The organism is Streptomyces sp. NPDC006335, from assembly GCF_040612795.1.
Taxonomy (GTDB): domain Bacteria; phylum Actinomycetota; class Actinomycetes; order Streptomycetales; family Streptomycetaceae; genus Streptomyces.
In genome coordinates this window covers 1-21,863 of sequence record NZ_JBEXQX010000036.1, presented here as the reverse complement: position 1 = coordinate 21,863, position 21,863 = coordinate 1, and the positions used below count along the sequence as shown (strand labels likewise).

The 21,863-nt window shown below is 69.4% G+C and carries 18 protein-coding genes; 6 read left to right on the top strand and 12 right to left on the bottom strand.

All coding sequences use genetic code 11. The features are described 5' to 3' along the window. Positions 1–363: 363 nt before the first annotated feature. Complete coding sequence (locus tag ABZ098_RS44330) at positions 364–1,128, bottom strand: glucose 1-dehydrogenase (protein ID WP_356600674.1); 765 nt, start codon at positions 1,126–1,128, stop codon at positions 364–366. A gap of 235 nt (positions 1,129–1,363) precedes the next feature. On the opposite strand from ABZ098_RS44330, the gene ABZ098_RS44325 reads away from it, so the two are divergent. Continuing rightward, the gene (locus tag ABZ098_RS44325; protein ID WP_356600672.1) at positions 1,364–2,374 is read left to right on the top strand and encodes an NAD(P)-dependent oxidoreductase; all 1,011 of its coding nucleotides are present in this window, start codon (positions 1,364–1,366) and stop codon (positions 2,372–2,374) included. Here ABZ098_RS44325 and ABZ098_RS44320 read toward each other — a convergent pair. From ABZ098_RS44320 to ABZ098_RS44295, 6 genes are all read right to left on the bottom strand, one after another. Further along, a complete protein-coding gene (locus ABZ098_RS44320) occupies positions 2,328–2,753 on the bottom strand; it encodes a PPOX class F420-dependent oxidoreductase (RefSeq protein ID WP_356600670.1) in 426 nt (141 codons plus the stop codon). The genes ABZ098_RS44325 and ABZ098_RS44320 overlap by 47 nt on opposite strands. A 36-nt stretch (positions 2,754–2,789) precedes the next feature. Further along, entirely contained in the window at positions 2,790–3,293 is a 504-nt protein-coding gene (locus ABZ098_RS44315; RefSeq protein WP_356600668.1) for a nuclear transport factor 2 family protein, read from the bottom strand. Next, positions 3,284–4,999 (bottom strand): AMP-binding protein, encoded by a 1,716-nt coding sequence (locus ABZ098_RS44310; protein ID WP_356600666.1) that lies wholly within the window; start codon positions 4,997–4,999, stop codon positions 3,284–3,286. Before ABZ098_RS44310 ends, ABZ098_RS44315 begins: the two co-directional genes overlap by 10 nt. Positions 5,000–5,215: 216 nt before the next feature. Next, on the bottom strand, positions 5,216–6,706 hold the full coding sequence (locus tag ABZ098_RS44305; protein WP_356600664.1) for an MFS transporter: 1,491 nt from the start codon (positions 6,704–6,706) through the stop codon (positions 5,216–5,218). 78 nt (positions 6,707–6,784) lie between these two features. Further along, complete coding sequence (locus tag ABZ098_RS44300; protein WP_356600662.1) at positions 6,785–7,996, bottom strand: acyl-CoA dehydrogenase family protein; 1,212 nt, start codon at positions 7,994–7,996, stop codon at positions 6,785–6,787. 54 nt (positions 7,997–8,050) lie between these two features. Continuing rightward, on the bottom strand, positions 8,051–9,562 hold the full coding sequence (locus ABZ098_RS44295; protein WP_356600660.1) for an FAD-binding oxidoreductase: 1,512 nt from the start codon (positions 9,560–9,562) through the stop codon (positions 8,051–8,053). 821 nt (positions 9,563–10,383) lie between these two features. Between ABZ098_RS44295 and ABZ098_RS44290 the strand changes: the two genes are divergently transcribed. Beyond that, the gene (locus tag ABZ098_RS44290; protein WP_356600658.1) at positions 10,384–10,965 is read left to right on the top strand and encodes a replication/maintenance protein RepL; all 582 of its coding nucleotides are present in this window, start codon (positions 10,384–10,386) and stop codon (positions 10,963–10,965) included. A gap of 20 nt (positions 10,966–10,985) precedes the next feature. Beyond that, the gene (locus ABZ098_RS44285; protein ID WP_356600656.1) at positions 10,986–11,384 is read left to right on the top strand and encodes a helix-turn-helix domain-containing protein; all 399 of its coding nucleotides are present in this window, start codon (positions 10,986–10,988) and stop codon (positions 11,382–11,384) included. Between the two features lie 141 nt (positions 11,385–11,525). Here the strand turns inward: ABZ098_RS44285 and ABZ098_RS44280 are convergent, their stop codons facing one another. Both ABZ098_RS44280 and ABZ098_RS44275 read right to left on the bottom strand, forming a co-directional pair. After that, a complete protein-coding gene (locus ABZ098_RS44280; RefSeq protein WP_356600654.1) occupies positions 11,526–12,617 on the bottom strand; it encodes a ParB/RepB/Spo0J family partition protein in 1,092 nt (363 codons plus the stop codon). Then, entirely contained in the window at positions 12,614–13,876 is a 1,263-nt protein-coding gene (locus ABZ098_RS44275) for a ParA family protein (protein ID WP_356600652.1), read from the bottom strand. The genes ABZ098_RS44280 and ABZ098_RS44275 overlap by 4 nt, the downstream gene beginning before the upstream one ends. A gap of 928 nt (positions 13,877–14,804) precedes the next feature. Here ABZ098_RS44275 and ABZ098_RS44270 point away from each other — a divergent pair. Both ABZ098_RS44270 and ABZ098_RS44265 read left to right on the top strand, forming a co-directional pair. Continuing rightward, complete coding sequence (locus tag ABZ098_RS44270; RefSeq protein ID WP_356600690.1) at positions 14,805–15,257, top strand: MarR family transcriptional regulator; 453 nt, start codon at positions 14,805–14,807, stop codon at positions 15,255–15,257. Further along, positions 15,254–15,565, top strand: coding sequence for a replication initiation protein, RepL2 (locus ABZ098_RS44265; protein ID WP_199578030.1), 312 nt, complete (start codon positions 15,254–15,256; stop codon positions 15,563–15,565). Before ABZ098_RS44270 ends, ABZ098_RS44265 begins: the two co-directional genes overlap by 4 nt. A gap of 130 nt (positions 15,566–15,695) precedes the next feature. Here ABZ098_RS44265 and ABZ098_RS44260 read toward each other — a convergent pair whose 3' ends face one another. After that, positions 15,696–16,256, bottom strand: coding sequence for an XRE family transcriptional regulator (locus ABZ098_RS44260; RefSeq protein ID WP_356600650.1), 561 nt, complete (start codon positions 16,254–16,256; stop codon positions 15,696–15,698). Between the two features lie 5 nt (positions 16,257–16,261). Continuing rightward, positions 16,262–18,373: a helix-turn-helix domain-containing protein gene (locus tag ABZ098_RS44255; RefSeq protein WP_356600648.1), complete on the bottom strand. Its 2,112-nt coding sequence runs from the start codon at positions 18,371–18,373 to the stop codon at positions 16,262–16,264. A 167-nt stretch (positions 18,374–18,540) separates the two neighbouring features. On the opposite strand from ABZ098_RS44255, the gene ABZ098_RS44250 reads away from it, so the two are divergent. Continuing rightward, complete coding sequence (locus ABZ098_RS44250) at positions 18,541–18,726, top strand: hypothetical protein (protein WP_356600688.1); 186 nt, start codon at positions 18,541–18,543, stop codon at positions 18,724–18,726. 92 nt (positions 18,727–18,818) lie between these two features. Here the strand turns inward: ABZ098_RS44250 and ABZ098_RS44245 are convergent, their stop codons facing one another. Further along, the gene (locus ABZ098_RS44245) at positions 18,819–21,206 is read right to left on the bottom strand and encodes a Helicase associated domain protein (RefSeq protein ID WP_356600646.1); all 2,388 of its coding nucleotides are present in this window, start codon (positions 21,204–21,206) and stop codon (positions 18,819–18,821) included. Positions 21,207–21,863 lie beyond the last annotated feature (657 nt).

Sequence of the window (21,863 nt, the reverse complement as noted above, 5' to 3'; positions counted from 1 at the left end):
GGAGATTCCCCGGCGGAACACACCCCCCGAGGACCTCGCCGTCGTGCACTCCCGCGCCCGGGCCGCACTTCGCCGTGCCCGGACGCGGGAGTGCACGCGCACGTCGGCCGCGCGCTCCACACACCACTGCGCTCCGCACCCCACCGCGCTCCACACCACACAACACCGCACCCAGCACAGCACCGCGCCACGAAACAGGTCGCCCGCCCCGCCGGGCCCCGACACGAGGAGCGGCGCCCACCTTGTCGTGTCCTGTCGAAGGAGCCGGTCGGCACCATGACTCATCGCGAGGTATGCCGTCCGCACGGCATCCACCAACCCGCCACCGGGCAGAACGCGGACGACCACGCCCGCCGCGCCCGGTCAGCGGACCGTCCAGCCGCCGTCCACCGGAACGGTGGCGCCGACGACGAACGAGGCCCGGTCGCTGCCGAGCCAGGCGGCCGCCTCGGCGATCTCCTCCGGTTCGGCGATCCGCGGCAGGGGCGCGGCGCCGCGCAGCAACTCCTCGGCGCCGGGCTCCTGTTCGAGCCAGTCGTCGATCATCTCGCTGCGCGTCGAGCCCGGTGCGATCGCGTTGATGCGGATGCCGCGCGACGCGTACTCGGCGGCCGCCGCCTTCGTCAGCCCCAGCACGGCGTGCTTGGAGGCGATGTAGGGGGCCGCCACGGGGGTGGCGACCAGCCCCGCGGTACTGCTGGTGTTCACGATGGCGCCGCCACGCGCCAGCATCGCGGGGATCTGGTGCCGCATGCAGTTCCACACCCCGCGCACATTGGTGTCCATGATCAGGTCGTAGAGCTCGTCCTCCATCACATGCAGGGGGACCTGGGCGGCGCCGACGCCGGCGTTGTTGAAAGCGACATCCAGCCGTCCGAAGCGGTCGAGCGTGCGGTCAACCGCCTCGGCCACCTCGGCGCCGCGCGCGACATCGGCCGTCGTGTAGTGCGCCTCGTACCCCTTGCCGCGCAGCTCCCGGGTGAGGGCGTCGAGTTTCTCCCCACGGCGGGCCACCAGCATGACCACCGCGCCTTCACGGCAGAACACACGGGCGGCCGCGGCGCCGATCCCGCTGCTCGCCCCACTGATGAAGGCACATTTACCTGCGAGAAGGCCCTGCTGCGTCATGATCCCAAACTATCGGAGGAGCGCCTTCCGCTATCGCTCGGGCAAACAATTGACCTGATCCCTTCCCCTGTCCTTTGGGCCTTCGCCCGCCTTCAGCGGCCGGACGGCTTCCCCTGCCGCCCGTCGACTTGACACCCGTGGCCGAATCACGGGCGCCCGCACACCCCGCGCCCGCCCGCACCGATCGCTCCAGGACCTGCCGAACCGTTTCCGCATGGCTAAAAGGGATGACCACATGGCACCGAGACACATACTGATCACCGGTGGCACGGGTTTCATCGGCGCGCGGGTGACCGCACTCCTGACGTCCGAGAACCGCCGATCGCCCCGTCCGGCGCTGCGGCTGCTCGCCCACCGCTCCCGGCCCGAACTGCCCCGCACCGACCAGGTGGAGATCCGCCGAGGCAGCCTCGACGACCCCGCATCCCTGCGCGGCCTGTGCGACGGCGTCGACACCGTGCTGCACCTGGCCTCGCAGATCGGCGGCAGCCCGCGCCAGTGCCAGGCGGTCAACGACGTCGGCACCGGGGCGCTGCTGGCCGAGGCCGAGCGCAGTGGCGTACGGCGGATCATCCAGTTGGGCACCACCGCCGTGTACCGCGACGGCCGCCATGTAGGCCTGGCGGAAGGGGAGTTACCGCTCGGCCCCGGCTCACCGACGAGCATCACCCGGCTGGCCGGCGAGCAGCGGTGGCTGGCGGCGGGCGGCCTGGTGCTGCGTCCGCACCTGGTCTACGGCCCCGGCGACATGTGGGTGGTGCCGGCCATGGCGCAGTTCATGAAGGCGCTGCCGCACTGGGTGGACGGCGGCCGGGCGCTGATGACGGTGATCGGCGTCGACGACCTGGCCCGGGTGATCGCGGCCCTCGCCCTGCGGCCCGAGCTGCCCACGAGCCAGGCACTGCACGTCGGCCGCCCCGACCCGGTCACCGGCCACGAGCTGTTCACCGCGGCGGCCCGGGCGCTCGACCTGCCGCTGCCCGCCGGTGAGGTGTCACACGCACAGGCCGGCGTCTGGCCCGGCACGCGGGACGACCCCGGCTGGCAGCGGCGCCTGTCGTTGCTGACGGTGGACCACTGGTACGACACCTCCCGGCTGTGGCAGCTGCTGGACGCCACGCCCGCCGCGGACTTCGCCGAGGACTTCGGCAGGGCGGCCGGCTGGTATCGCTCCTACCTGGCCGGGCAGGAGGCCGGGGTCAGTGCCCCCACACGTACTGCCGCTGCGGCGCGATCCGCAGGATGATCCTCGGCGAACCGATGTCCTCGGGCGGGTAGGGGCGCCCGGTGTACTTCAGGGCCAGCTCGTCGATGTGGTCACGGGCCGCCTCGCCCGTCGTCTCACCCACCACCCGGCCGCGGACTTCCACGTAGCGGTAGGGGTTGTCGCGCTGCCAGATCATGAGCGTGGCCCGTGCGTCGCGGCGCAGGTTGCGCACCTTCTGCCGCGCCACCTCGCTGTTGACGAGCAGGTGGTCGCCGTCGGCGGCGACCCACACGATCTGCGTCTGCGCAGTGCCGTCCGGCATCAGCGTGGTGAGCGCCGCGAAATGGGGCCCCTGCGCCAGCGCACGGACCTCGTCACGCAGTACGGCGGTTGCGGTGGTCGTGATGTCGGTGGCCAATGCGGGCCTTCCTTCCGTCTCGTCGGGGGGCGGCCGTCACCGGCCGAGGATCACCTGCGGGTCGCCGGTGTACCAGAGGTTGTCGACGCGGACCCGCCGCATCAGCCAGCGCCGCCCGTCGCGCACCAGCTCCACGTCGTAGAGGTTCTTCAGCAGCAGATGGCGGCTGTGATCCGCGCCCGGCAGGTGCTGCGCCTCCACCAGCGCGGTCAGCCCCGCCTCGTCCCCGGTGATCCGGGCCCGGCAGTTGGTCACCGCGTGGGAGGTGGTGAGGTCCACGTCCGGGTTGAGAACGTACGCCTCGATCATGTCCACGCCCCGCATCAGCGGGAACTCCAGGCCGATCCGGGCGCCGACCGGCCGGAAGTCGAATGCGGCGTCGGGCGTGAACGCCGAGCGGAACAGGTCCCGGTCCTTCACGTCCCGGCCCAGCGCGAACCGGTGCAGGGCGTCGGTGATCTCCTGGCGGTCGGCCAGTTCCCTGACGACATCGGCGCTCTGCGTCGCGTCCAGGGCGTAGGGGTAGTGCATCAGCTGCATGGCGGTGTGTGCTCCTCGCTGAAGGGGGCCGGGCGCGGCCGGTCGGGGGCGCCCGGGAGGAAGAAGAGCGCACGCAACTGCGCGCGCTTGGGCTTACCGGTGGGGGTGCGGGGAACGTCCCGCGGATCGAGCGGCAGGACATGTGCGACGTCCAGGCCGAACCGGGTGCCGACCGCGGCCTTGACGAGCCGCGCGGTCCGGTCGGCGTCGGCCCCCTCGACGAGGGCGCAGAAGACGGCCAGTTCACCACCGGCGACCGCGCACGCCACGACGGACGAGGCCGCGATCCCCTCGATGTCCTCGACGAGCGACTCGATCTCATGCCCGTGGCAGACGCGTTCGCCCTGCCGGATCAGGTCGTCGGCCTGGCCGGTGACGGTGAGCGCCCCGCCCTCGACGAACGCCATGTCGCCCGTCCTGAACCACCCGTCCGCGGTGAAGGCTCGCCGGGTCAGGTCCTCGGCGCCGAAGTACCCGCGGGTGACCGTCGGGCCGCTGACCTGGAGGTGGCCGAGCGTCCCGGCGGGCACCACCCGCTCGTCCTCGCCGACCACCCGCACCGCGACCCCGGGATGGGGCACACCCACCGGCACGAACCGCTCGTCCTCGTCGAGCGCAGCCGCGTCCAGCCGGTGGTCGACGATGCCCGCGGACGTCTCCGACATGCCCCACCCGGGCCGTATCACGGTCGCCGGCAGCCCGTGCGGGGCCAGGTTCGCCACGAAGCGCCGGATCGTGCGCGCCTTCACCGGGGCGCCGCCGTTCATGACGTAGGCCACGCAGCTCAGGTCCCAATGCCGCCCCGGCTCCGCCTCCACCCGTGAACTCACCAGGTCGAAGGCGAAGTTGGCGGCCCAGACGGCATTCACCCGGTGCCGGTCGATCACGTCCAGCCACCGCAGCGGATCGGCGAGGACCCACTCCCGGGGCGCGTGGATCTGCGTGGCCGCCGCGCACACGTCCCGCACATGGAACATCACCAGCCCGCTGACGTGGTCCAGCGGCATCCAGTTGAAGGTGACGCACTCCTCGCCCACCCCGTTGGCCAGGGCAGTGCCCGCCGACCGGCTCAGGATGTTGCCGTGGCTGAGCATGACGGCCTTGGGACTGCCGGTGCTGCCCGCGGTCAGGGCCAGGACGGCGATGTCGTGCCACTCACTCGGCATCGGCGTCGTGTCCACGGGCCCGGTGGTGCTGCCCAGCCGGGCCACGCTGCCGATCCAGTAGGCGCGAGGCCCCTCGGCCGGGCCCCGCAGCCGGGTGCCGGTGGCTCCGTCCGCGATGATCCACGGACGGTGCAGGGCGAGCCAGGCCGCCTCGAGACCGTCGAGACCGTCGCGGGAACCGATCGGCACGGGCACGAAGCCGCCCAGCACACACGCCCAGAACGCGGTGAGCAGCTCATGGTCGTCGCCCAGCCGCAGCAGCACCCGGTCCCCCGGTCGCACCCCGGCCCGCCGGATACCGCCGAGCACCCTCGCGGCATCCCGCAGCAGTTCGGCGTAACTGCTCCAGGACTCGCTGCCGTCCGCGCCGATGTGGCAGATCGCCGGACCACTGCGGCGCCGCGCCGCCCGCTGCAGTGCTTCGGCCAGGTTCACCACACCGGGATCGGGCAACGGCGCACCCACCAGCAGCGAGGCCCCGACGGCCCAGTCCTCGTCACGGGCGTGGCCGAGAGGGGGGATGGTCTGCGAAGACCCCAACGGACGTACTCCTTCGGCTCGTCGGTCCTGTTTCCGCGTCATGACGGCGCGGTGCGCTCGGGCCGGGCTATTACGGCGTAATAGCCCACGCGACACATCACGGCCGCACGTACTCGTCCGGCGCCGGGCTATTACGGCGTAATAGCCCGGCGCCGTGGCATCTCGGCACGCACCTCGTCGTGCCGTCGTCGGCGAACTGCGCCGCCGCGCGGACCGCTACCGCTCGGCGACGGCCGCCGCCCGCTTGCGGGCCGCACCCCGCAGCGCCGAGACCAGCGCGAACAGGGTGGTGAGCGCGGAGATGGCGGTGACGACGTACATACCGGCGTGGTAGCTGTCGAGCCGCTCCGTGACGCTGCTCGTGCCGTCGTCCGCGGTCATGGTCGCGGTCACCGCGGCCAGCACCACGGCGGCGCCCACCTGGTAACCGGTCTGCAGGATGCCGGCGGCCGCGCCCTGCTCGGACTCGTCCACCCCGCTGGTCGCCTGCACATAGGCGCCGGTGAAGGAGAACGGGAAGGCCACACCGATCAGCAGCATGGTCGGCAGGATGACACCGACGTAGCCCGACGACGCACCGATCCGCCAGAACAGCAGGTACGCCGCGGTGTAGGCGACGAACCCGGCGAAGATCATCCACGCGGGGCCGAAGCGGCCGACCAGCTTGCCGGCGCGCGGCGCGATGGTGGCGATGAGCAGACCGCACGGCAGGAAGGCCAGCGCCATCTCCAGCGGCGACCAGCCACGCAGCGACTGCATGTACAGCGCGCCGACGAACTGGAAGCTCATGTACGTACCGAGGATGGCCGCGGCCGCCAGGGCGGCGCCGACCAGAGCGCGGTTGGTGAGCAGCCCGAGGCGGATCAGCGGCTCGGCGGTGCGCTGCTCGACCGTCACGAACAGGACCGCGAGGACGGCTGCCACGGCGAAGCCGCCGATCGTACGAGCACTCCCCCAGCCCGCCGCGGGAGCCTCGACGATGGTGAACACCAGCAGCAGCATCGCCAGGGTGACGGTGAGGGCACCCGCCACGTCGTACTTGCGCTTGCCCGGGGCGCGCGCGGGATCACGCGGCACCAGCGCGAGCGCGCCGAACAGCACGCCCAGAGCGACGGGCACCGGCAGCAGGAACGTCCAGCGCCAGCCGATCTCGGTGAGCAGACCGCCGAAGACGAGCCCCATGGAGAATCCCGCCGCACCGCAGGCGGTGTAGATGCTGACGGCCCGGTTGCGCTGAGCACCCTCCGGGAACGTCGACATGATGATCGCCAGACCGGCCGGCGCCGTGAACGCCGCGCTGACACCCATCACGAAGCGGGCGGCGATCACCAGCTCGCCGCTGTTGGCGATGCCGCCGACCAGCGACGCGGCCGCGAACACGGCGACCGCGACCAGCAGCACCTTGCGGCGGCCGAGCAGGTCGGCCATGCGCCCGCCCAGCAGCAGGAAGCCGCCGAAGCCCAGCACATACGAGCTGACGACCCACTGCACGGCCGAGGTGGACATGTCCAGGGAGGACTGGATCGGCGGGACGGCGATGCCGACCATCGCGTTGTCGAGCGCGTCGAGGAACATGGCGCCGCACAGCACGATCAGCGTGCCCCACAGCCGCGCGCCCCAGCCGGAGTTCGCCTCGGCGCTCGCCGGGGCGGCGGTGATGTCGTCGGTGCCGTCGTTGATGAGGGGTGGTTCGGTTGACGTAGCCATAAGAGCTGGTCCTCGTTGTCGGTGTGGTGTGGTGTGGTGCCGGGTGTACGACGGTGGAGCACCGCCCCGGTGGGGGTGCTAGTGGACGACGCCCACGCTGTAGGCGTTGTGCGGGACACCGCCCAGCAGATGGGCGCCCGCGGACTGGATGACCTGGTCCTGGGCGATGACGTGCTGGCACATCGTGTTGAGGTCGCGCAGCCAGCGGTCGAGCGCGGAGGGCCGGTAGACCGCGGCGGTCGCCACCAGGTCGAACAGGGACGCCACGACGGAACGGGCGGTGCGGAAGGCGCCCACCCGGGCCAGCACGGTCGCCACCTGCTCGTCGGGCGTGGGCACGTCGCCGGCCTCGAGGATCTCCCACTGCTCGCGCAGGCTGCCGTAGACGGCGTAGCGGGCCGCGGACAGGTCCATCTCGGCCTGGGCGATCGTCGTCTGGACGCGGTAGTTCTCCGACCACGGGGTGCCGGTGGCACGGTCGACGCGGGTCGCGGCCATCTGGCGCACGTGGTCGATCGCGGCACGGGCCACCCCGAGCGGCACGCCGGGCATGTTCCGCAGGACCGCGTCCGAGGTCGCGGTGGCGCCGGTGACCCTGGGCGCGGCGAAGCTGAACGTGTACTCCTCGGGCACGTACAGGTTCTCCGTGCGGTAGTCCCGGCTGCCGGAGCCGGCCAGGCCGGTGGTGTACCAGGTGTCCTGGATCTCGAAGTCCTCGACGGGGGCCACGATGATGCGCCAGTTGCCCGGCGCTCCGGCCGGGCCGGGCTCGAGTTCGCCGCCGCGGGTGACCAGCACACCGCCGACGACCCAGGTGCTGTGCGTGATCCCGCTGCCGAAGTGCCACTGTCCGGTGACCCGGTAGCCACCGGGCACCCGCTCGGCGCGCCCCATCGGCATGATCGCCCCGGCGGTGACGACGTCCGGGTCGGCCAGCAGCCGTCGGGCGACGTTCTCGGCGAGGAAGCCCGCGTAGATCGGGGTGTCCATCCCGATCATCGCGCACCAGGCGGCGGAGGCGTCCCCGATGGCGAGGGCCTCGATCACCTCCGTCTGCTGCATGGCGTCGAGCTCGGGACCGCCCCACGCCTTCGGCAGGGCCATACGGAAGACACCGGTCCCCCGCAGCAGTTCGACGACGTCGGCCGGCAACTGCCGTTCGTTCTCCATGTCCTCGGCACGCTCCCGCAGCCGGGGTGCCAGGGCGCGGGCTCGCGCCAGGATCTCCTCCGCGGTGAGGGGGGTCTCCGTCACGGCGGAGGTGGAATCCACAACTTCGGTCAGGCTCATGCGGCGCTCTCCCAGCGTCCGGTGCGTGCGATGCGGTCGGTCAGTGCGTGGCGCTCACGCGTAGCGGCCCGGGGCGATGACGTGGTGGGGGTCGACGGCGTCCTTCAGGTGCCGGGCGAAGGACCGTGCCCCGGCGTCCGGGGCCAGCCGGTCGGCCCACTCGGTGTGCTCGATGTCGAGGCGGTAGGGGATGAAGCCCTCGGCGACGAAGAGTTCGTAGAGCCGGTCCAGCGCCCGGTGGGCCCGCTCGACCTCCTCGCCCTGGCGGGCGAACTTCATCGTCACGACGCAGTCGACGACGTCAGCGCTGAGCGCGTTGAGGGTGGCCCCGCAGCGGATGCCGGTCTCCGCGCGCACCTGCTCGATCAACTCGTCCGTCCGCGCCAGCGCCGTCCCGGTGAACGGCACCAGCGGCAGGAAGAACAGAAAGCCGCCCTCCTCGTCCAGCCGCACGGCCGGACGACCCATCTTGGCCTCGAACAGCGCGTCGCTCGGATCGGGATCACCGGCGTACGCCCGCTCCACGCGCACCGCGACGTCATGGTTGGCAGCGCCCGGATCGCTCGCGTCGCTGTCCGACACGGCGCTGAACAGCCCGGACTTGACGGCCTCGACGGTGACGATGCCGCTCAGCGCGTCGACGACCTCCCGGGTCCCGTCGACGCACACATGGACCAGGTACTGGCCGGGCTCGCTGCCGTAGGCCTTGGCCGCGGCCTCGTTGTAGATCTTCACCACGCCACGCGCCAGGCCCTGGCTCACCCAGCGCCGCACCTCGGCGGTGGCCGCCTCGACCTTGTCGGGGGTGAAGTTGAGCCGGACCACCCGCAGTGCCTCGGGCCGCGGCAGCAGCCGCACGGTGGCCGCGGTGACCACGCCGAGGCTGGACTGGACGAACAGCTGCACCAGCGAGGGGCCGAGGCCGTGGGCGTAGACCGGGGTGTGACGGTTCGGCTCGGGCCACCAGCCGACGCGGATCACCTCACCGCTCGGCAGGACGACTTCCAGGCCCGTGAGGTCCTCCACCCGCTGGTGGCGCAGGCCCACGCCGCGGTCCAGGGCGTTGCCGACGACGGAGGTGTGCGCGGAGGAGACCGTCACGTTCAGCATGCGCTCGCTGCCCTCGAGGAGCCGGGCGAGCCGGGCCTGGGTGACGCCGGGTTCCACGACGGCCCATCCCTGGGCGACGTCGATGTCGCGGATCTGGTCGAGGCCGGACAGGTCGAGCACGACCGCTCCGTCCTGGGCGGGCTCACGCGAGCCCAGTCCCCAGTTCCCGCCGGTGCTGAAGGTGTGCAGCCGGGCGGAGGTCTCCCCGTCGGCGAACAGCTCGACGACGCGCCGTACTTCCTCGGCCGTCCGCGGACGTACGACACCGAACACGGCCCGCGAGCGGTAGAGGCTGACGTTCGGCCCGAGCGTGGTGACCGGTGTGCCGTGCGTCTCCTCGTCGGGGTAGGTGACCCGGTCCGCGCCCACCACCTGTGCCGCCCTGCCCAGCACGGCCCGGAGGTCGGTGGCAGCGGATGCCTCGTGCCTGGCGGTCGCTTCGGGAAGGACGGTCATGGAAACACCTCAAGGTTCCTTCGTCGGTGGGTGCGGGGAGGGGCGACGGCAGCCATGGGCACCGTGCTCCTCAGGCTCCGCGTCCACGCTAGGAAGACCGGCGCGGATGCATTCCCCCGATCGCGCACACGCATTGAGGAGTTCGCGCACACCTTCAGCTGTCGATCCGGCCCTGACCCCACGGCCTCAGCCCACGAACGGACGGTGCGACGGGCCGCGGCCGACCGACCGGATGCGGAGGTACGGAGCCCTCCGGGCCGGAGGTCCGGAGGGCGGCCCACTCCCCCACCGCCACCACGCCTCCCCTTGCTGTGTCCGTCACGGCCGGCACCACCCGAGACTCGGCACCGCTGCTGCTGACCAGGGCCTTTGCCCTTCAACGGCGCCGCACGCGAAGCGAGCTGAGCCACCGTCAAAAACCGCCCAGTCAGGGCAAGTCGGGCACCCGTGTTGAGACGCCCCCTCTTTTATTAAGAGGGATTTCCGAAAACCGGCCTCTGACCTGCGGTTTTACGACTGCAAATGTCGGTGGCCACCGACATTACGCCTCTCTGAATGTCATTGACCACCGACATTCAGAGAGAAAACTTGCGTCTATCCACAACTCTCTCGGAAAACATGCGAATAACCGCAACTTTCCCTCTGCGAAGCGGTTTGCACCGATCCAGGCCGGACCACCTGGTTCCGCACCCGCCTGGGACGTGTGTCGGCGGCGGCCGACACAGACTTGCGACCGGTCGCAACTCTCCGGCGCTTAACTTGCGGATGGCCGCAACTTTTGCCGTACAGTGCCCAGCACCTGTATGCGAAAGGACCCCCACATGGGTGAAGCGGCACAGCCTCTGCGAGGACTGCTCGCAGGGCCCGAACACCAACGCACCAGACCCGTACGGGCCGATGACGGCACGGACCTGGCGCGCCTGATCGCCGAACAGTTCGGCAATTCCCCGGTGCACGAGGTGAAGACGACCGTGTACCGGCGGCCGCCGCACGACATGCTCGGTGCCGACGGCTACTCACTCGTCAGCAACTACTTCCTGCGCCGTGTGCTGCCGTACTGCCTGATGCACAACGCCATCACGAAACTGCAGGCGGCTGTGTTGTCGAACATCATCGGCCGCCAGAAGAAGGGCAGGATCTCGGTCACGCACGCGGAGATCGCGCAGGAACTGGGCGTCAAGCGCACCAGCATCGGCCACGCGCTGGACGCCCTGTGCGAGAAGAACCTGATCCGCAGGACCAAGAGGTCGGCCTACCACCTCAATCCCCGCGTGGCCTACAACGGCAACGGGCAGGAGCAGTACGACTTCCTGACCGAGCTGCGGGCCCTCGCCCTCGACTCCCGGTTCCCCGACGAACTCGCTCCCGAACTCACTCTGTTCCCCCGGACCCAGATCGGCTGACGGAAGGGATACTCATCGCCATGCTCTTCAACACCACGGGCCTGCTGGGCATGCTCCACCAGCTCCAGCTGACGCCGACGGCGATCGACGTCCTTTCGGTGATGGTGGCCCACCAGCAGCCGGGGGGCGACGTCGGCATGAACCAGTCCGAGATCGACGAGATCCTCGGCGTGGGCCAGGCCTCCATGAGCCGGGCCATGGCCCTTCTCGTCGAGCGCGGCATCGTGCTGCGCTCGGGCGGTGGCCGCGGCCACCGTTACGCGCTCAACCCGGCCGTCGCGGGCTACGAGTCGCAGACCGAGCTGGAGAAGGAGATGACCCAGCTGCTCGCTGTGGGCGGCCCTCCACCGATCAAGGTCCCCGGCTACACCAAGCGTCCTCCGAAGCCGGGCAAGGGAGGCCTGCACGCGGTCGCCTGACCGGCCCCGGCTCCGAGAAGACGCGGAAAGCAGCAAGGCCCCGGCGGACTGCCGGGGCCTTGCTACACCTGTACGCGAAAGTGCGACGCCTTCAGTATGGCCGCAAACCCGGTGCCGAACCAGCCGCGAGCGCAGTGGCTATTACGACGTAATAGCCACTGGGGCGCCCGGGTCCGCAGACCGGCCGGTGAACCTGTGCAGGACCTTCTTGAACTCCTCGGGATCCAGTTCCTGCGCCTGCTGGTTCAGGAGCTGGAGCATCTCGAAGAAGACGGGCTTCTCCATCTTGCGGGGCAGGTGCATCGCGATGAACGCCGCGTCGTCATAGGGCAGTGTGGGCGCCTGCTCCGACGGTTTCGCCGGTTGCTCTCGCTCCGGCGCCTCTGCGTGCGCTCGCGGTTCGGGCACGGGCTTGCCCTCACCGCTCCCCTTGTGGTCCCGGATCTCGGTGGTGCCGGCAGAAGCCTCGCTGTCTGACGCGTCTGCTTTCCGTCGCCTCCCCGGCCGACGGGCGGGCTTCTCAGCCTCCTTCCGGGCACGCTCAGCCTTCAACTCCGCCAGCACCGCCTCCTGCTGGTCGGCCGGCTTGCCGCCGACCGCGCGCAGCAGGTCGATGGGCTCTTGGCCGATCCGGGCCTTGAGGTCGTCGGTGAGGTTGAGCAGCGCCAGGCGTTGTGACACCCATCCCTGGGAGCGGTGTAGCCGCTTGGCCAGGGCCACCTGGCTGCCGTGGATGGCCAGGAGGCGTTGCAGTGCGCGGGCTTCGTCGAGTTCCGCGAGGTCTTCACGGTGGATGTTGGCGACGAGGGCGGATTCGAGGACTTCCTCGGGGGTGGCGCCCTGGTCGTCGCTGACCATGATCTTTATGGCGGCGATGCCTGCTTCGCGGGCGGCGGCAAGGCGGCTGCTGCCGTCGACGACAACGTGGGTGGTGTCCGGCTCGAGGGCGGCTTCGAGTCCGGGGTTCGCCTTGATGTAGGCGTCGCGGTTCATGACCGTGATCGCCTGCTTCTGGCCGTGGGTCTTCAAGCTGCCTGCGAGCTCCGTGAGGTCCCCCATGGCGGAACGGGGGTTGTCGGGATTGAGGCTGATGCGATGGGTGGGGAGCTCGGTGGGTGGGGCGACACCCTCAGTGGGTACTCCGGTCGCGGCAGCGACGGCCTGTCGGCGGGCGCTGACGGTGCGCGCGGTGCCGCCGAAGCGGCCGGCGCCGAGCTGGTCGGCCTTGCTCATGCGATCTCCCGGGCCAGTGCGCGCATGCCGATCGCCTGCTGCGATTTGGGGGCGTACGACAGCAGCGGCTGCTTCATTCGGACTGCTTCCTTCTGTTCCTTCAGGTCCCCGATGAGACCGACAACCCGTGGGTCCTTTATGTCGACCCATCCCTGCAGGGAGGAGGTGGCGATGAAGCCCCGGCGGGAGTCGTACAGGTTGACGACGATGCCGAGGTAGTCGATGTCGACCTGCAGGTCGTTGCGCAGGTCCTCGATCTGTGTGGTGAGCAGTTCGTAGGCGTCGGCGGAGCTGTCCTCCGCCTGAACGACGATCAGAGCACCGGACTGGCCCGGCTTTTCACCGTCGCGGCGCCGACCGTAGTACGCGGCTGCGTCCATGCTGAGGCCAAGGCTGGGCGGGCAATCGACGACGATCACGTCGTAGTCGGCTTCGAGCGGGGCGAGCGCCCGTTCCAGAGCGGCTTCCCGGGCCCGCACTGCCGAGAGACGTACATCGAGGAGGAAGGCGTCGTTACAGGCGGGCAGAAGGTGGAGTCGGCCGCCGAACGTGTCCTCTCCGATGGAGACGATGAGATCGCGCAGATCGCCCTTGGGGGCACCGGCCATGTGGGCGGTGAGGCTGTCACCGTCCATCGGCAAAGGCGTGGCCCCGAGTTGATTGGTGAGGTGGCACTGCGGGTCGAAGTCGACGAGGAGTACGCGCAGCCCGAGGCCAGGAAGGTTCTCGACGTCGAGCGGGTCCCCGACAGGCTCGCGCTCGGCCTGGGCCTCGCTTGCGCGCAGCGCTTTGGCGAGCGCCTTGGCGACGCGAACCGCGTGGAGGGCGTTGGGGTCTTCGGCAAGTGCCTCACCGAGGCCGGCGGTGATCGCCGTCTTGCCCACACCGCCCTTCTGGTTGCAGACGATGATTCGACGGGTGATCTCAGGACGTGCAACGTCCGGTGCGGGGTTGGAGTCGAGCCACAGCTGAACGGACTGGGCCAGACCCTGGATCAGGGAGACGCCGCGGTCTGCGGCGACCTGCCGGAACTCTTCCCATTGCCCGGGCGGCAGGAAGGTCGAGAAGGAGTCGGCGCCGGCTGTGTCGATGGTCGCCGGTGTGGAGGCGAGGCTGCACCAGTCGTGGATGCCCTGCTCGACGGCGGCCTGGATCTCGATGCCGTGCTGGGCGGTTCTGATCTTGAGGTTCTGCCGGAGCCATCCCGGCAGCTTGGAGACGACCTTCTCGCGGTCGCTGGAGGTGGCTGGAGAACTCATGGGGGACACCTTACTAACGTCGCATGATCCTTTGTGGCATTGACGCGTTAGCTAGGAGGACTTGCTGTTGTGTCAGGTCGGTACGCCCGGCCTATTACGTCGTAATAGCCGCCGTCCTGTCTTTGTGAACCGCTCCCACACAGTGGCTGGACGGCTGACAGGTCGACATCGCGGCGCAGCGGAGGATGGGCGGCTCTCCGCGCCTACCGGTCGCTGCATCCTCGGCCCCTGGGGGCCTCCGATGCACCGACGGGGGCCGCAGCTGATCAGGCGGCTGCGGCCTGCCGGGCGGTGTTCCAGGACAGCGTGGCTGGGGCTGGTGGGGGGTTGATGGAGGCACACGTGACGGGTACTTCGTCGACTGCGGTCGCGTCGTGGCGTGCTTTCGGGGGCTCGGGAGGGGGAGGGGCGGAGGGGCGTTTTGCCGAACTGTGGGTGGGGGTACCGATGGGGACGCCCCGAAGGAAGGCACCAAGGGGCGCTGTGTGCGACTGCTTCGCAGGGCACGGTGTGTGCGGGGCAAAGCCGCAGGTGACAGCCTGTCCTACTGCTAGAGAGGGCGCAGGCGTAGAAAGCGCCCTGACCTGCAAATACGCCCTTTCCCATCCAGATCTGACGATCTGGCACCCAGTTCTCAGCATCGTGCACCCAGTTTCCAGGAGCTGGGCAGGCAGTTCTGTCAGCCGTAGTGCCCATGTCCTGAGAACCGTGACCACGGTTGCAGGATCTGAGTAGATTGACCTCACGTTCATGAGGAGGCGCCTTATTTGGGGCCGGGACGGCGGAGCGAGGGGTCTGCGTCAGGTCGAGCGACATGCCCTGGAAGCAGAGTTCATGAACTTCTTGCTCATGTACGTTAAGTTCATCTGGTCGGCCTGAGAGCCGATGCTCATGTACGTCGAGGCAATGCCCAGCCATGGAGGGCACGTTGGGAGCAGTACGCAGACTCGTCGACGCGGACACGGGCGAGGCCATCCCCTATGCGCCCTATGCCTTCTCCGGCGAGCACATCCAGGTCGACAAGGCGAGAGTCGCGGCGATCACTGAGAGCAAAGAATTCACGCCGAGTCAGAAGTACCTGGTGCTGTGGTGGATCGGGGTCTCTCCCCAGGGCATGGCACCGCTGAGGGCGACCGGCGCGGACATCGCCAAGAAGGTCGGGATGACCGCCGACGCCGTCGGCAAGATCAACCGAAAACTGCTCAAGCGGCGCATCCTGATCGAGCGCGGCAGGATCGGCAACTACAGGCTCTACCGGATCAGCCCGTACATTGCCTTTCACGGGACCGGGATCGAGCAACGGGAAGCGATCAAGTCGTGCAACCCGCCGGACATCCCCGGCTTCGACAACACGTCCACTTCGTGGTGGGAGGCCCAGTGAACAACGACGACAAGCGAAAGCTCCTGGACGTCCTCCACCGCACGGCTGGCATGACCGCCAACCAGCGCCTGGTCGTCATGCTCTACGCCATGCATCCCACCGACCGCGCCGGCGCCGTCGTCGAAACCGGCGCCAACCTCGCCAAGCTCGTCGGCATGTCCCCGACCGTCTTCTCCCGCACCCGGCGCCAGGTCGTGGAGGCCGGGTGGCTCGAGGAGTCCGAGCGCCTCGCACACATCAGCTACTACCGGCTCAGCGAGAAGAGCACCGGCGAGGACGTCGTCGTCCCTTTGCGCCGCGCAACCTGAACGGGTCCAAGAACCAGAACTCATGTACGTGAGGTCAATGAGTACCAGTCTCGGCATCGGCGCTCATTGACCTCACGTACATGAGCTCCCCGTCCTCCGTCAGAACTCCTGACTGGTCGGCCACCCCAGGTCAGTAGTCGAGGTCGAGGTAGTCGATGTCGTTGAGGGCGACGTCGGAGAGCTCCAGAGCGCGGGCTCCGTTGTCCTGGAAGTAGATGTCTTTGAGGCCTTCGGCGATGATCGCGCGCATCTGCTGGTCGCTGGCCCCGGCCCCGCGGGCGTCGAACAGGCGTTGTGCGTAGGCAGGGGGGAGATGCACGGTGAGGCGCCGGAAGCGTCCGTCGTCGGTGGTGCCGATGGGTGCGGTGTACCCGAAGCGGGCCCTGGTCTCTACGGTGATCCCGCCGGTGGTGGCGGCCTGCTTCTGTCGGCGTTTGCGGACCTGGGGCTGCCAGCGCTTGCGTACCGCGTCGTCGATCTTCGCGGCGATGTCGGGGCGGGCGTGTTTGCGGGCGCCGCGGCGATAGCGGTTGACGGAGTCGGCGGTGACCCCGATCTCGCGTGCGACGGCCTTCGCGCTGCCCAACTGCCGGATCAGGTAGCCGATCTGCCCTTTGAGGGTCTTGGGCGGCTGGCGAGTGAAGGACTCCCGGTCGGCGCGCTCGATCGCGTCGTCGATCTCTCCGGCCACAGTGCTTACTCTCCTTCGTCCAGGACGGCGTCGCCGCCTTTGATGTGGCGGGCGGGGTTGTAGCCCTGTTCCATGAGGTCGACGGCCCAGAGCATCGTCTGGACGCCTTCCAGCTTGGCCAGGCCCGGGGTGGGTCCGAGGCGGAAGGCGCCGGGCTGGGGCTTGCCGGAGGCGGCGTAGGGGAGGAAGGCGAGCGGGCTGTCGCCGGGTGAGGGGTAGACGACGCAGTCGGAGAGGACGGCGAGGGGGTACAGGCCGGTCATGGTGGCCATGTTGCGCAGTTTGCGGTGCATGTTGACCCGCGCCTTGGAGATGACGGCGGCGCGGATGTCGGGGCGCCAGGTCGGCCGCTGCAGGGCCGGCCACCGCTCGCCTTCCTGGTACTTCCTGCCCTGGGGGCGCTCGCGGAGCTTGCCGATGCCGCCCTTGACGGTGGCCTTGATGGCGGCGAGGACGGCCGCCATCGCCGGGTCGGCATCCTTGTGCCGCTCCATCGCCGCCAGGAACTGGGCGTCGGTGAGGTCCTTGGTGACGCCGAGGTCGGCGAGGGTGTCGACGTAGGCGGCCTTGAGGCGGTCGTGCCACGGGTCCAGGTACGCGCCGGTCTCCCGGCGCAGGTACGCCTCGATCGGGGTGACGTTGTAGCCGAGTTCCTGGGCGTAGGCGACGGTGTGGGTCTGGTACCAGGCCGGCCCGGTCGGCCGGGTGCCGTCCGGCGTGAACGGCGAGGGCAGGCGCGGGTCCACCTCGACGTGCGAGAGGTCGACCAGCCAGGAGCCGGGGATCTTCGGGTTGAACACCGGGGCGTGGAAGCGGTCGGGCGCGCTCAGGCCGACGACCAGGCGGGCCGCGGCGGCGAGGAAGGCGGTGTTCAGATCCAGGCCGACCGCGTACGGCAGCGTGCACTCCTCATCGGTGAGCAGGCTGACGTCGCGCACCCACTGGTACGCCTCCTCGTTCAGGAACCCGCCGCTCCAGCCGCTGGCCACGACGACGGGGTGCTCGGGGGTGGCCTCCGGCGGCGCCGGGTCCATCGGCTCCGTGCCCAGCGAGCCGGGGTTGTGGCCGGGCACCCAGTTCCCCGTCTGCGGGTCCTGCACCGCACGGGTGGGTGGCCGCAGCGCCGTCATCAGCTCCAGCCCGGACACGGCCGTAGAACCACGCGGCGTGATGACCCGCTGCGCATACACGCCCAGGACGCGGGCGATGTCGGCCGGTTCCATCTCCGCAACGCCGGGCCAGGACCGCTCATCCAGGGCGTCCCAGGACAGGATCGCCAGCTGCACGCACTGCCGCTCGCGCCCCTGGACCTTGCGGTAGATCCTTGCCCACGGGCCGAACCCGCGCTGGGTGAGCCGCCACTTCGCTTTCACCACCTGCTTGACCACCGGATGATCCTCCGGCAGCCGAAGGGAGCGGCGCTGCTCATGGCCCTCCAGGCGCTCGGGCAGTCCGAGCTTCACGGCGGCCTCGGCGGTGAGCACGATCAGCGGGTCGCTGTCCTTGCCGTTGCGGTGCAGACGCGGCGCACCGAGCCCGGACTCCCGCAGCGTCCACTCCACCAGCTCCACCACACTTGTCGCCGGGCAGTCGAGCACGATCCCGCCGACGCCGTACGCGGCCCCGTCACCGTCCAGCACGGCGAGCGGACCGTGCGGGAACCGCGGATCGGCTGCGGGCTGCGCCGCCTTCTTCGGGGCCGGTCGCCGCGATGCCGCGGCGGGCCGGGGGGTGGCGGGGCGCGCCGGCACCGCAGCTGGAACGGCGGGAGCCTGCGGAGTGTCTGCCGTCTCCACTCCGGACGCGGCCGGTTCAGCGGGTGCCGCCGGCGCCGTCGCGACAACCGAGACCGCAGGGGCTGCGCCGGGGGCGGGGTACTTCGCCGCCCACCCGTTGAGCAGCCGCTGGTAGGCGTCCAGGCGCGGCGACTTCGGCTCGCTTCGGCCGTTCTCCCAGTTCTTCACCGACTGGGTCGTCGTCTTCAACGCGGTGGCCAGACGGGCCTGGGTGATTCCGGCGGCCTCACGCAGCCGGGCACGCTCCGCCGGCGGCGGCAGGTGCGGCTCCTCGTTCAGCAGAGCGTCGACGGACGCGAACAGCTCTTCTTCAGATGCCATTGCCTGCACCTTCACGTCAGGACCCGTATTGCTTAACCACAAACTTATCCCATTCCTTACCCCAAGGACCCATTTCAGCCCCAGCGCGTCCCGCGCGGTGAAGGTGGTCCACGGTGCGCTTCGCGCGGTGTGCTTACGGTCGCCGGGGGAGGGGAAGCGTGATCTCCATGACGAGCGTGATGCAGCACTACGGCCTGCTGTGGACCGACCCGGACGGCACCCCGCAGGCGTCGGCCGGCGGGTACGACAAACGGTCGGCGAAGCGTCGCCGCACCGAGCTCAAGGCCGTGGGCTGTACCCGTGTCGAGATCGTGCCGGTCAGGCCGGGTGAGGTTCCCGAGCCGGTTTCCTGAGCAAAGCGGCACGAGGTAGAGCACACCAGCCGCCCGTTCAGCAGCACCTGAAGGCCCCGTGCAGCGCGCCGCCCAGCCACTGACCCGCCCCTTCAGCCGAACAGGCCGAGGTCCGTGAGCAGCTGGCGGCGTGCATCGAGCAGCGAGTCTCGCCTGCTGCGCATGTTGCTGCGCCACACGCCGAGTCGGACTTCGGTGCCGTCCTCGAGCTGCTCTACGTGCCCCCGCGGGACGGTCACGTGCCCTTCCCGGGTCTTGTACTGCGCCAGAGCCGCAATGCCCTTCTCGAAGGCGCTCAAGGCCGTCTGGGGCGCCGTGGCGGGCGCCTTGGACTCTGGGGCCGGAGGTGTGATGCCGAGTTGTTCCAGGCGTTCGCGCTGCCCGTCGTGAAGGGCCTGCCAGACCTCGGGCTTGCGCTGCCGGGCGAGCCATTTCCCGATGTCCATGCCGTGGACCGTGAACCCGGGCAGCACCTCGGTCTCACCAGCCTGTCCGTGTTCATCGGCCAGGAGCTCGCGTAGTGCGGCGTAGTGGCGTTGCCAGTCGGCCGACCATGGCGGGTTCCAGTCCTTGTCCACGGCTTCCAGCGCGGTCTTCCACTCCGGGTGCCCGTCCAGTGCACCGGGTCGCCGCAAATTCGCGAGCCACATCCCCAACGGCCTGTCCAGCATCGCTGCCGACCTGGGAGCGCACAGTGTCCAGTGCTGCTCGTAGTAGGCCTTGGCGGCTTCGAGGTTTTCCTGGAACCGCTCGTCCGTCACCGACCACACCATGCCGAGCTGCTCGAGTCGGCGGGCACGCAGCCCGCTCATCTCCCCAGCCGCGTAGGCACGCCGTTGTTCCGCGACCCATTGCCCAAGGGGTGTCGCGCCTTCGCGGTGTCCGTAGGGCACGCGGGCGTTCCCGACCCGTTCGACGTATGTCTTCAGCTTCGCCCAGCCGCGGGCCCAGTCCTGGCGTTCGGTGTCGATGACGTTGAAGGAGACCCAGTCGGCGACCATCACCGGGTCGCGCGGGGCGGCAAAACGGAGCAGGAGACGGGATTCGGCTTCGCCTTCCTCGGGCGCAGAGCCGATGTTCACGGACGGCTGCGCGACGTCTTTCTGAGGCTCCTGGGGAATCGCGAGCAGTTCGACGGCTTCTTCATCGTGGGCCCGCAGTCCTTCCAGGACTTTCACCAGGGGCCGGTAGGAACCGGAGGTGAACATATCCTCTGGCTGCTCTCCCGGCTGTAGGAAGACGGGCACGATCAGGGAGGCGAGCTTGCCCTGTCCGGGCTTCTGTCGGAGTGCCCGGCCGATGGCCTGGACGATGTCGTGCGGCGCTCCCTTGGGGTCAAGTAGGGCAACCGAATCCACGCTTCGAATATCGACACCCTCTCCCAGAACGCGGCAGTTCGAGAGCACGGCCCGCTGCGCCGTAGCCCCGAACGAGCCGAGGACCTCCCGCCGGCGTTCGGGGACGTGCTCGCCGCACAGCCAGTTCGCCCAGATCCGCTTCGGGTAGGTCTCGGGCTGGTCGGCGTGCAGTTTGGCTGCGACGCGCTCCAGTCCTTCCGCGTAGGCCTGTGCCTCGATGGTGCGGTGGTGGAAGGTGATGCACGTCGACAGGTCGTGCTGCGCCATGGTGTGCAGCAACGCGGCCTGCAGGGCTCCGAGCCGCTGCCCGCGCACTTCCTCGCTGCGCCGCTCCTCGCCCATCAGCTTCTCCGGGGTGACGACGGGGTCCTTCAGCTCCAGGACGATGATCTGGTACCGCGCCAACAGGCCCCGGGAGACGGCAGAGGCGAGCGAGAGCTTGTAGAGGACGGGCCCGAAGACCTTCTCGTCGTCCATGGAGGCCGCCATTTCCCGCGGCAGTGGATCCCGCACCCCTTCGGCGACTTCCCGGTTGAGCCGCTCCTCCCAGATTCGCGGTGTGGCCGTCAGGTACAGCCGCCGGGAGGCCGGGATGACGGTCTGGTCGTGGATGTCCGCCCACGCCTTACCCATCGAGCCACTTGTCCGGTGGGCCTCATCAACTACCGCGAGGTCTACCGGGTCCAACTTCTGGCCGTAGACACCCTCGAACGCCTCCGCCAGAACACCCAGGCTGGCGTACGTCGCGTAGATGGTGACCGGCCCCTGCCCGTGCCACAGCGCCAACTGGATCGGGTTCGTCGTAGAGCGCACCCTCAACGACCACAACTCCGGATCGTCCTGAAGCGAACACACCGCCACCGCCGGCCCCTTGTGCCCAGCCTCGTGCCACGCCCTCACCGTCTGCGCCAGCAGGTCCAGCGTCGGCACCAACACGAGCACACGCCCCCGGGGCACAAGCCGCCTCGCCGACGCCGCAGCCATAATCGTCTTCCCCGTGCCACACGCCGCGTGCACCTGCCCGCGAAGACCATTCCAGGGAATACCGCCCGGCGGAACATCAAGACCCCGCACAATGGCGGAAACGGCCTCGATCTGGTGATCACGCAGCTTCACGGCCATGCCCCGTGTTCTCCTTTTTCGCGGAATGCAGCGCGTAATAACAAATAGAATTCAGGCGCAAGGTGCGCGGCGGTAGGGGTGTAGCATCTGATCCCAGACTCTACACAGTCACGACTCGTGATGCATCAACCTGTACGCCAACTTCACACCCGAGGATGGCACAGGGGCTCGACCTCACCCAGGAACAGTCGACTGCCCTCTATGCTGACAGGGCGATAGGTGAACATGCCGGGACAGGTACGGTGGGGGAGGGGTTCAGGGTGGAGCGCAGCGGAACCCGTCACTACAGCGAGGCCGGCACCTCGCCAGACCGACGGCCTGTCACATCCGCTGCAGAGGTGGTGGCTGAAAATCCCAAGCCCTACACAGACCCGAGCGTGATGCACCCACCCCTTACCGCCAGCCCCAGGAATCCCGCTTGCGGGATTCCATCAATTCGCGCTTGCGCGAATTGAAACGCACTCAGAATTCCGCTTGCGGAATTCGATTCCCCCGCTTGCGGGGGAATCTGGCGGAGCGTCAGCGGAGCCGCTACCTATGCAGCGCGCCAGCGCTGCATATCCCGCGGAGCGGGATATGCAGCATAGCCGGTCTGCCGGAAGACGGCGACGTCCGCTCGCGCGGTACCGCTCTGGAGCACCTGGTGGACGCGGCCCA

Coding starts and splice junctions, on each gene's coding strand:
- ABZ098_RS44325 (WP_356600672.1), top strand. CDS start 1,364: ATGGCACCGAGACACATACTGATCACCGGTGGCACGGGTTTCATCGGC.
- ABZ098_RS44255 (WP_356600648.1), bottom strand. CDS start 18,373: ATGGCATCTGAAGAAGAGCTGTTCGCGTCCGTCGACGCTCTGCTGAAC.
- ABZ098_RS44275 (WP_356600652.1), bottom strand. CDS start 13,876: ATGAGTTCTCCAGCCACCTCCAGCGACCGCGAGAAGGTCGTCTCCAAG.
- ABZ098_RS44285 (WP_356600656.1), top strand. CDS start 10,986: ATGCTCTTCAACACCACGGGCCTGCTGGGCATGCTCCACCAGCTCCAG.
- ABZ098_RS44280 (WP_356600654.1), bottom strand. CDS start 12,617: ATGAGCAAGGCCGACCAGCTCGGCGCCGGCCGCTTCGGCGGCACCGCG.
- ABZ098_RS44330 (WP_356600674.1), bottom strand. CDS start 1,128: ATGACGCAGCAGGGCCTTCTCGCAGGTAAATGTGCCTTCATCAGTGGG.
- ABZ098_RS44300 (WP_356600662.1), bottom strand. CDS start 7,996: ATGAGCCTGACCGAAGTTGTGGATTCCACCTCCGCCGTGACGGAGACC.
- ABZ098_RS44250 (WP_356600688.1), top strand. CDS start 18,541: ATGACGAGCGTGATGCAGCACTACGGCCTGCTGTGGACCGACCCGGAC.
- ABZ098_RS44245 (WP_356600646.1), bottom strand. CDS start 21,206: ATGGCCGTGAAGCTGCGTGATCACCAGATCGAGGCCGTTTCCGCCATT.
- ABZ098_RS44305 (WP_356600664.1), bottom strand. CDS start 6,706: ATGGCTACGTCAACCGAACCACCCCTCATCAACGACGGCACCGACGAC.
- ABZ098_RS44290 (WP_356600658.1), top strand. CDS start 10,384: ATGGGTGAAGCGGCACAGCCTCTGCGAGGACTGCTCGCAGGGCCCGAA.
- ABZ098_RS44295 (WP_356600660.1), bottom strand. CDS start 9,562: ATGACCGTCCTTCCCGAAGCGACCGCCAGGCACGAGGCATCCGCTGCC.
- ABZ098_RS44315 (WP_356600668.1), bottom strand. CDS start 3,293: ATGCAGCTGATGCACTACCCCTACGCCCTGGACGCGACGCAGAGCGCC.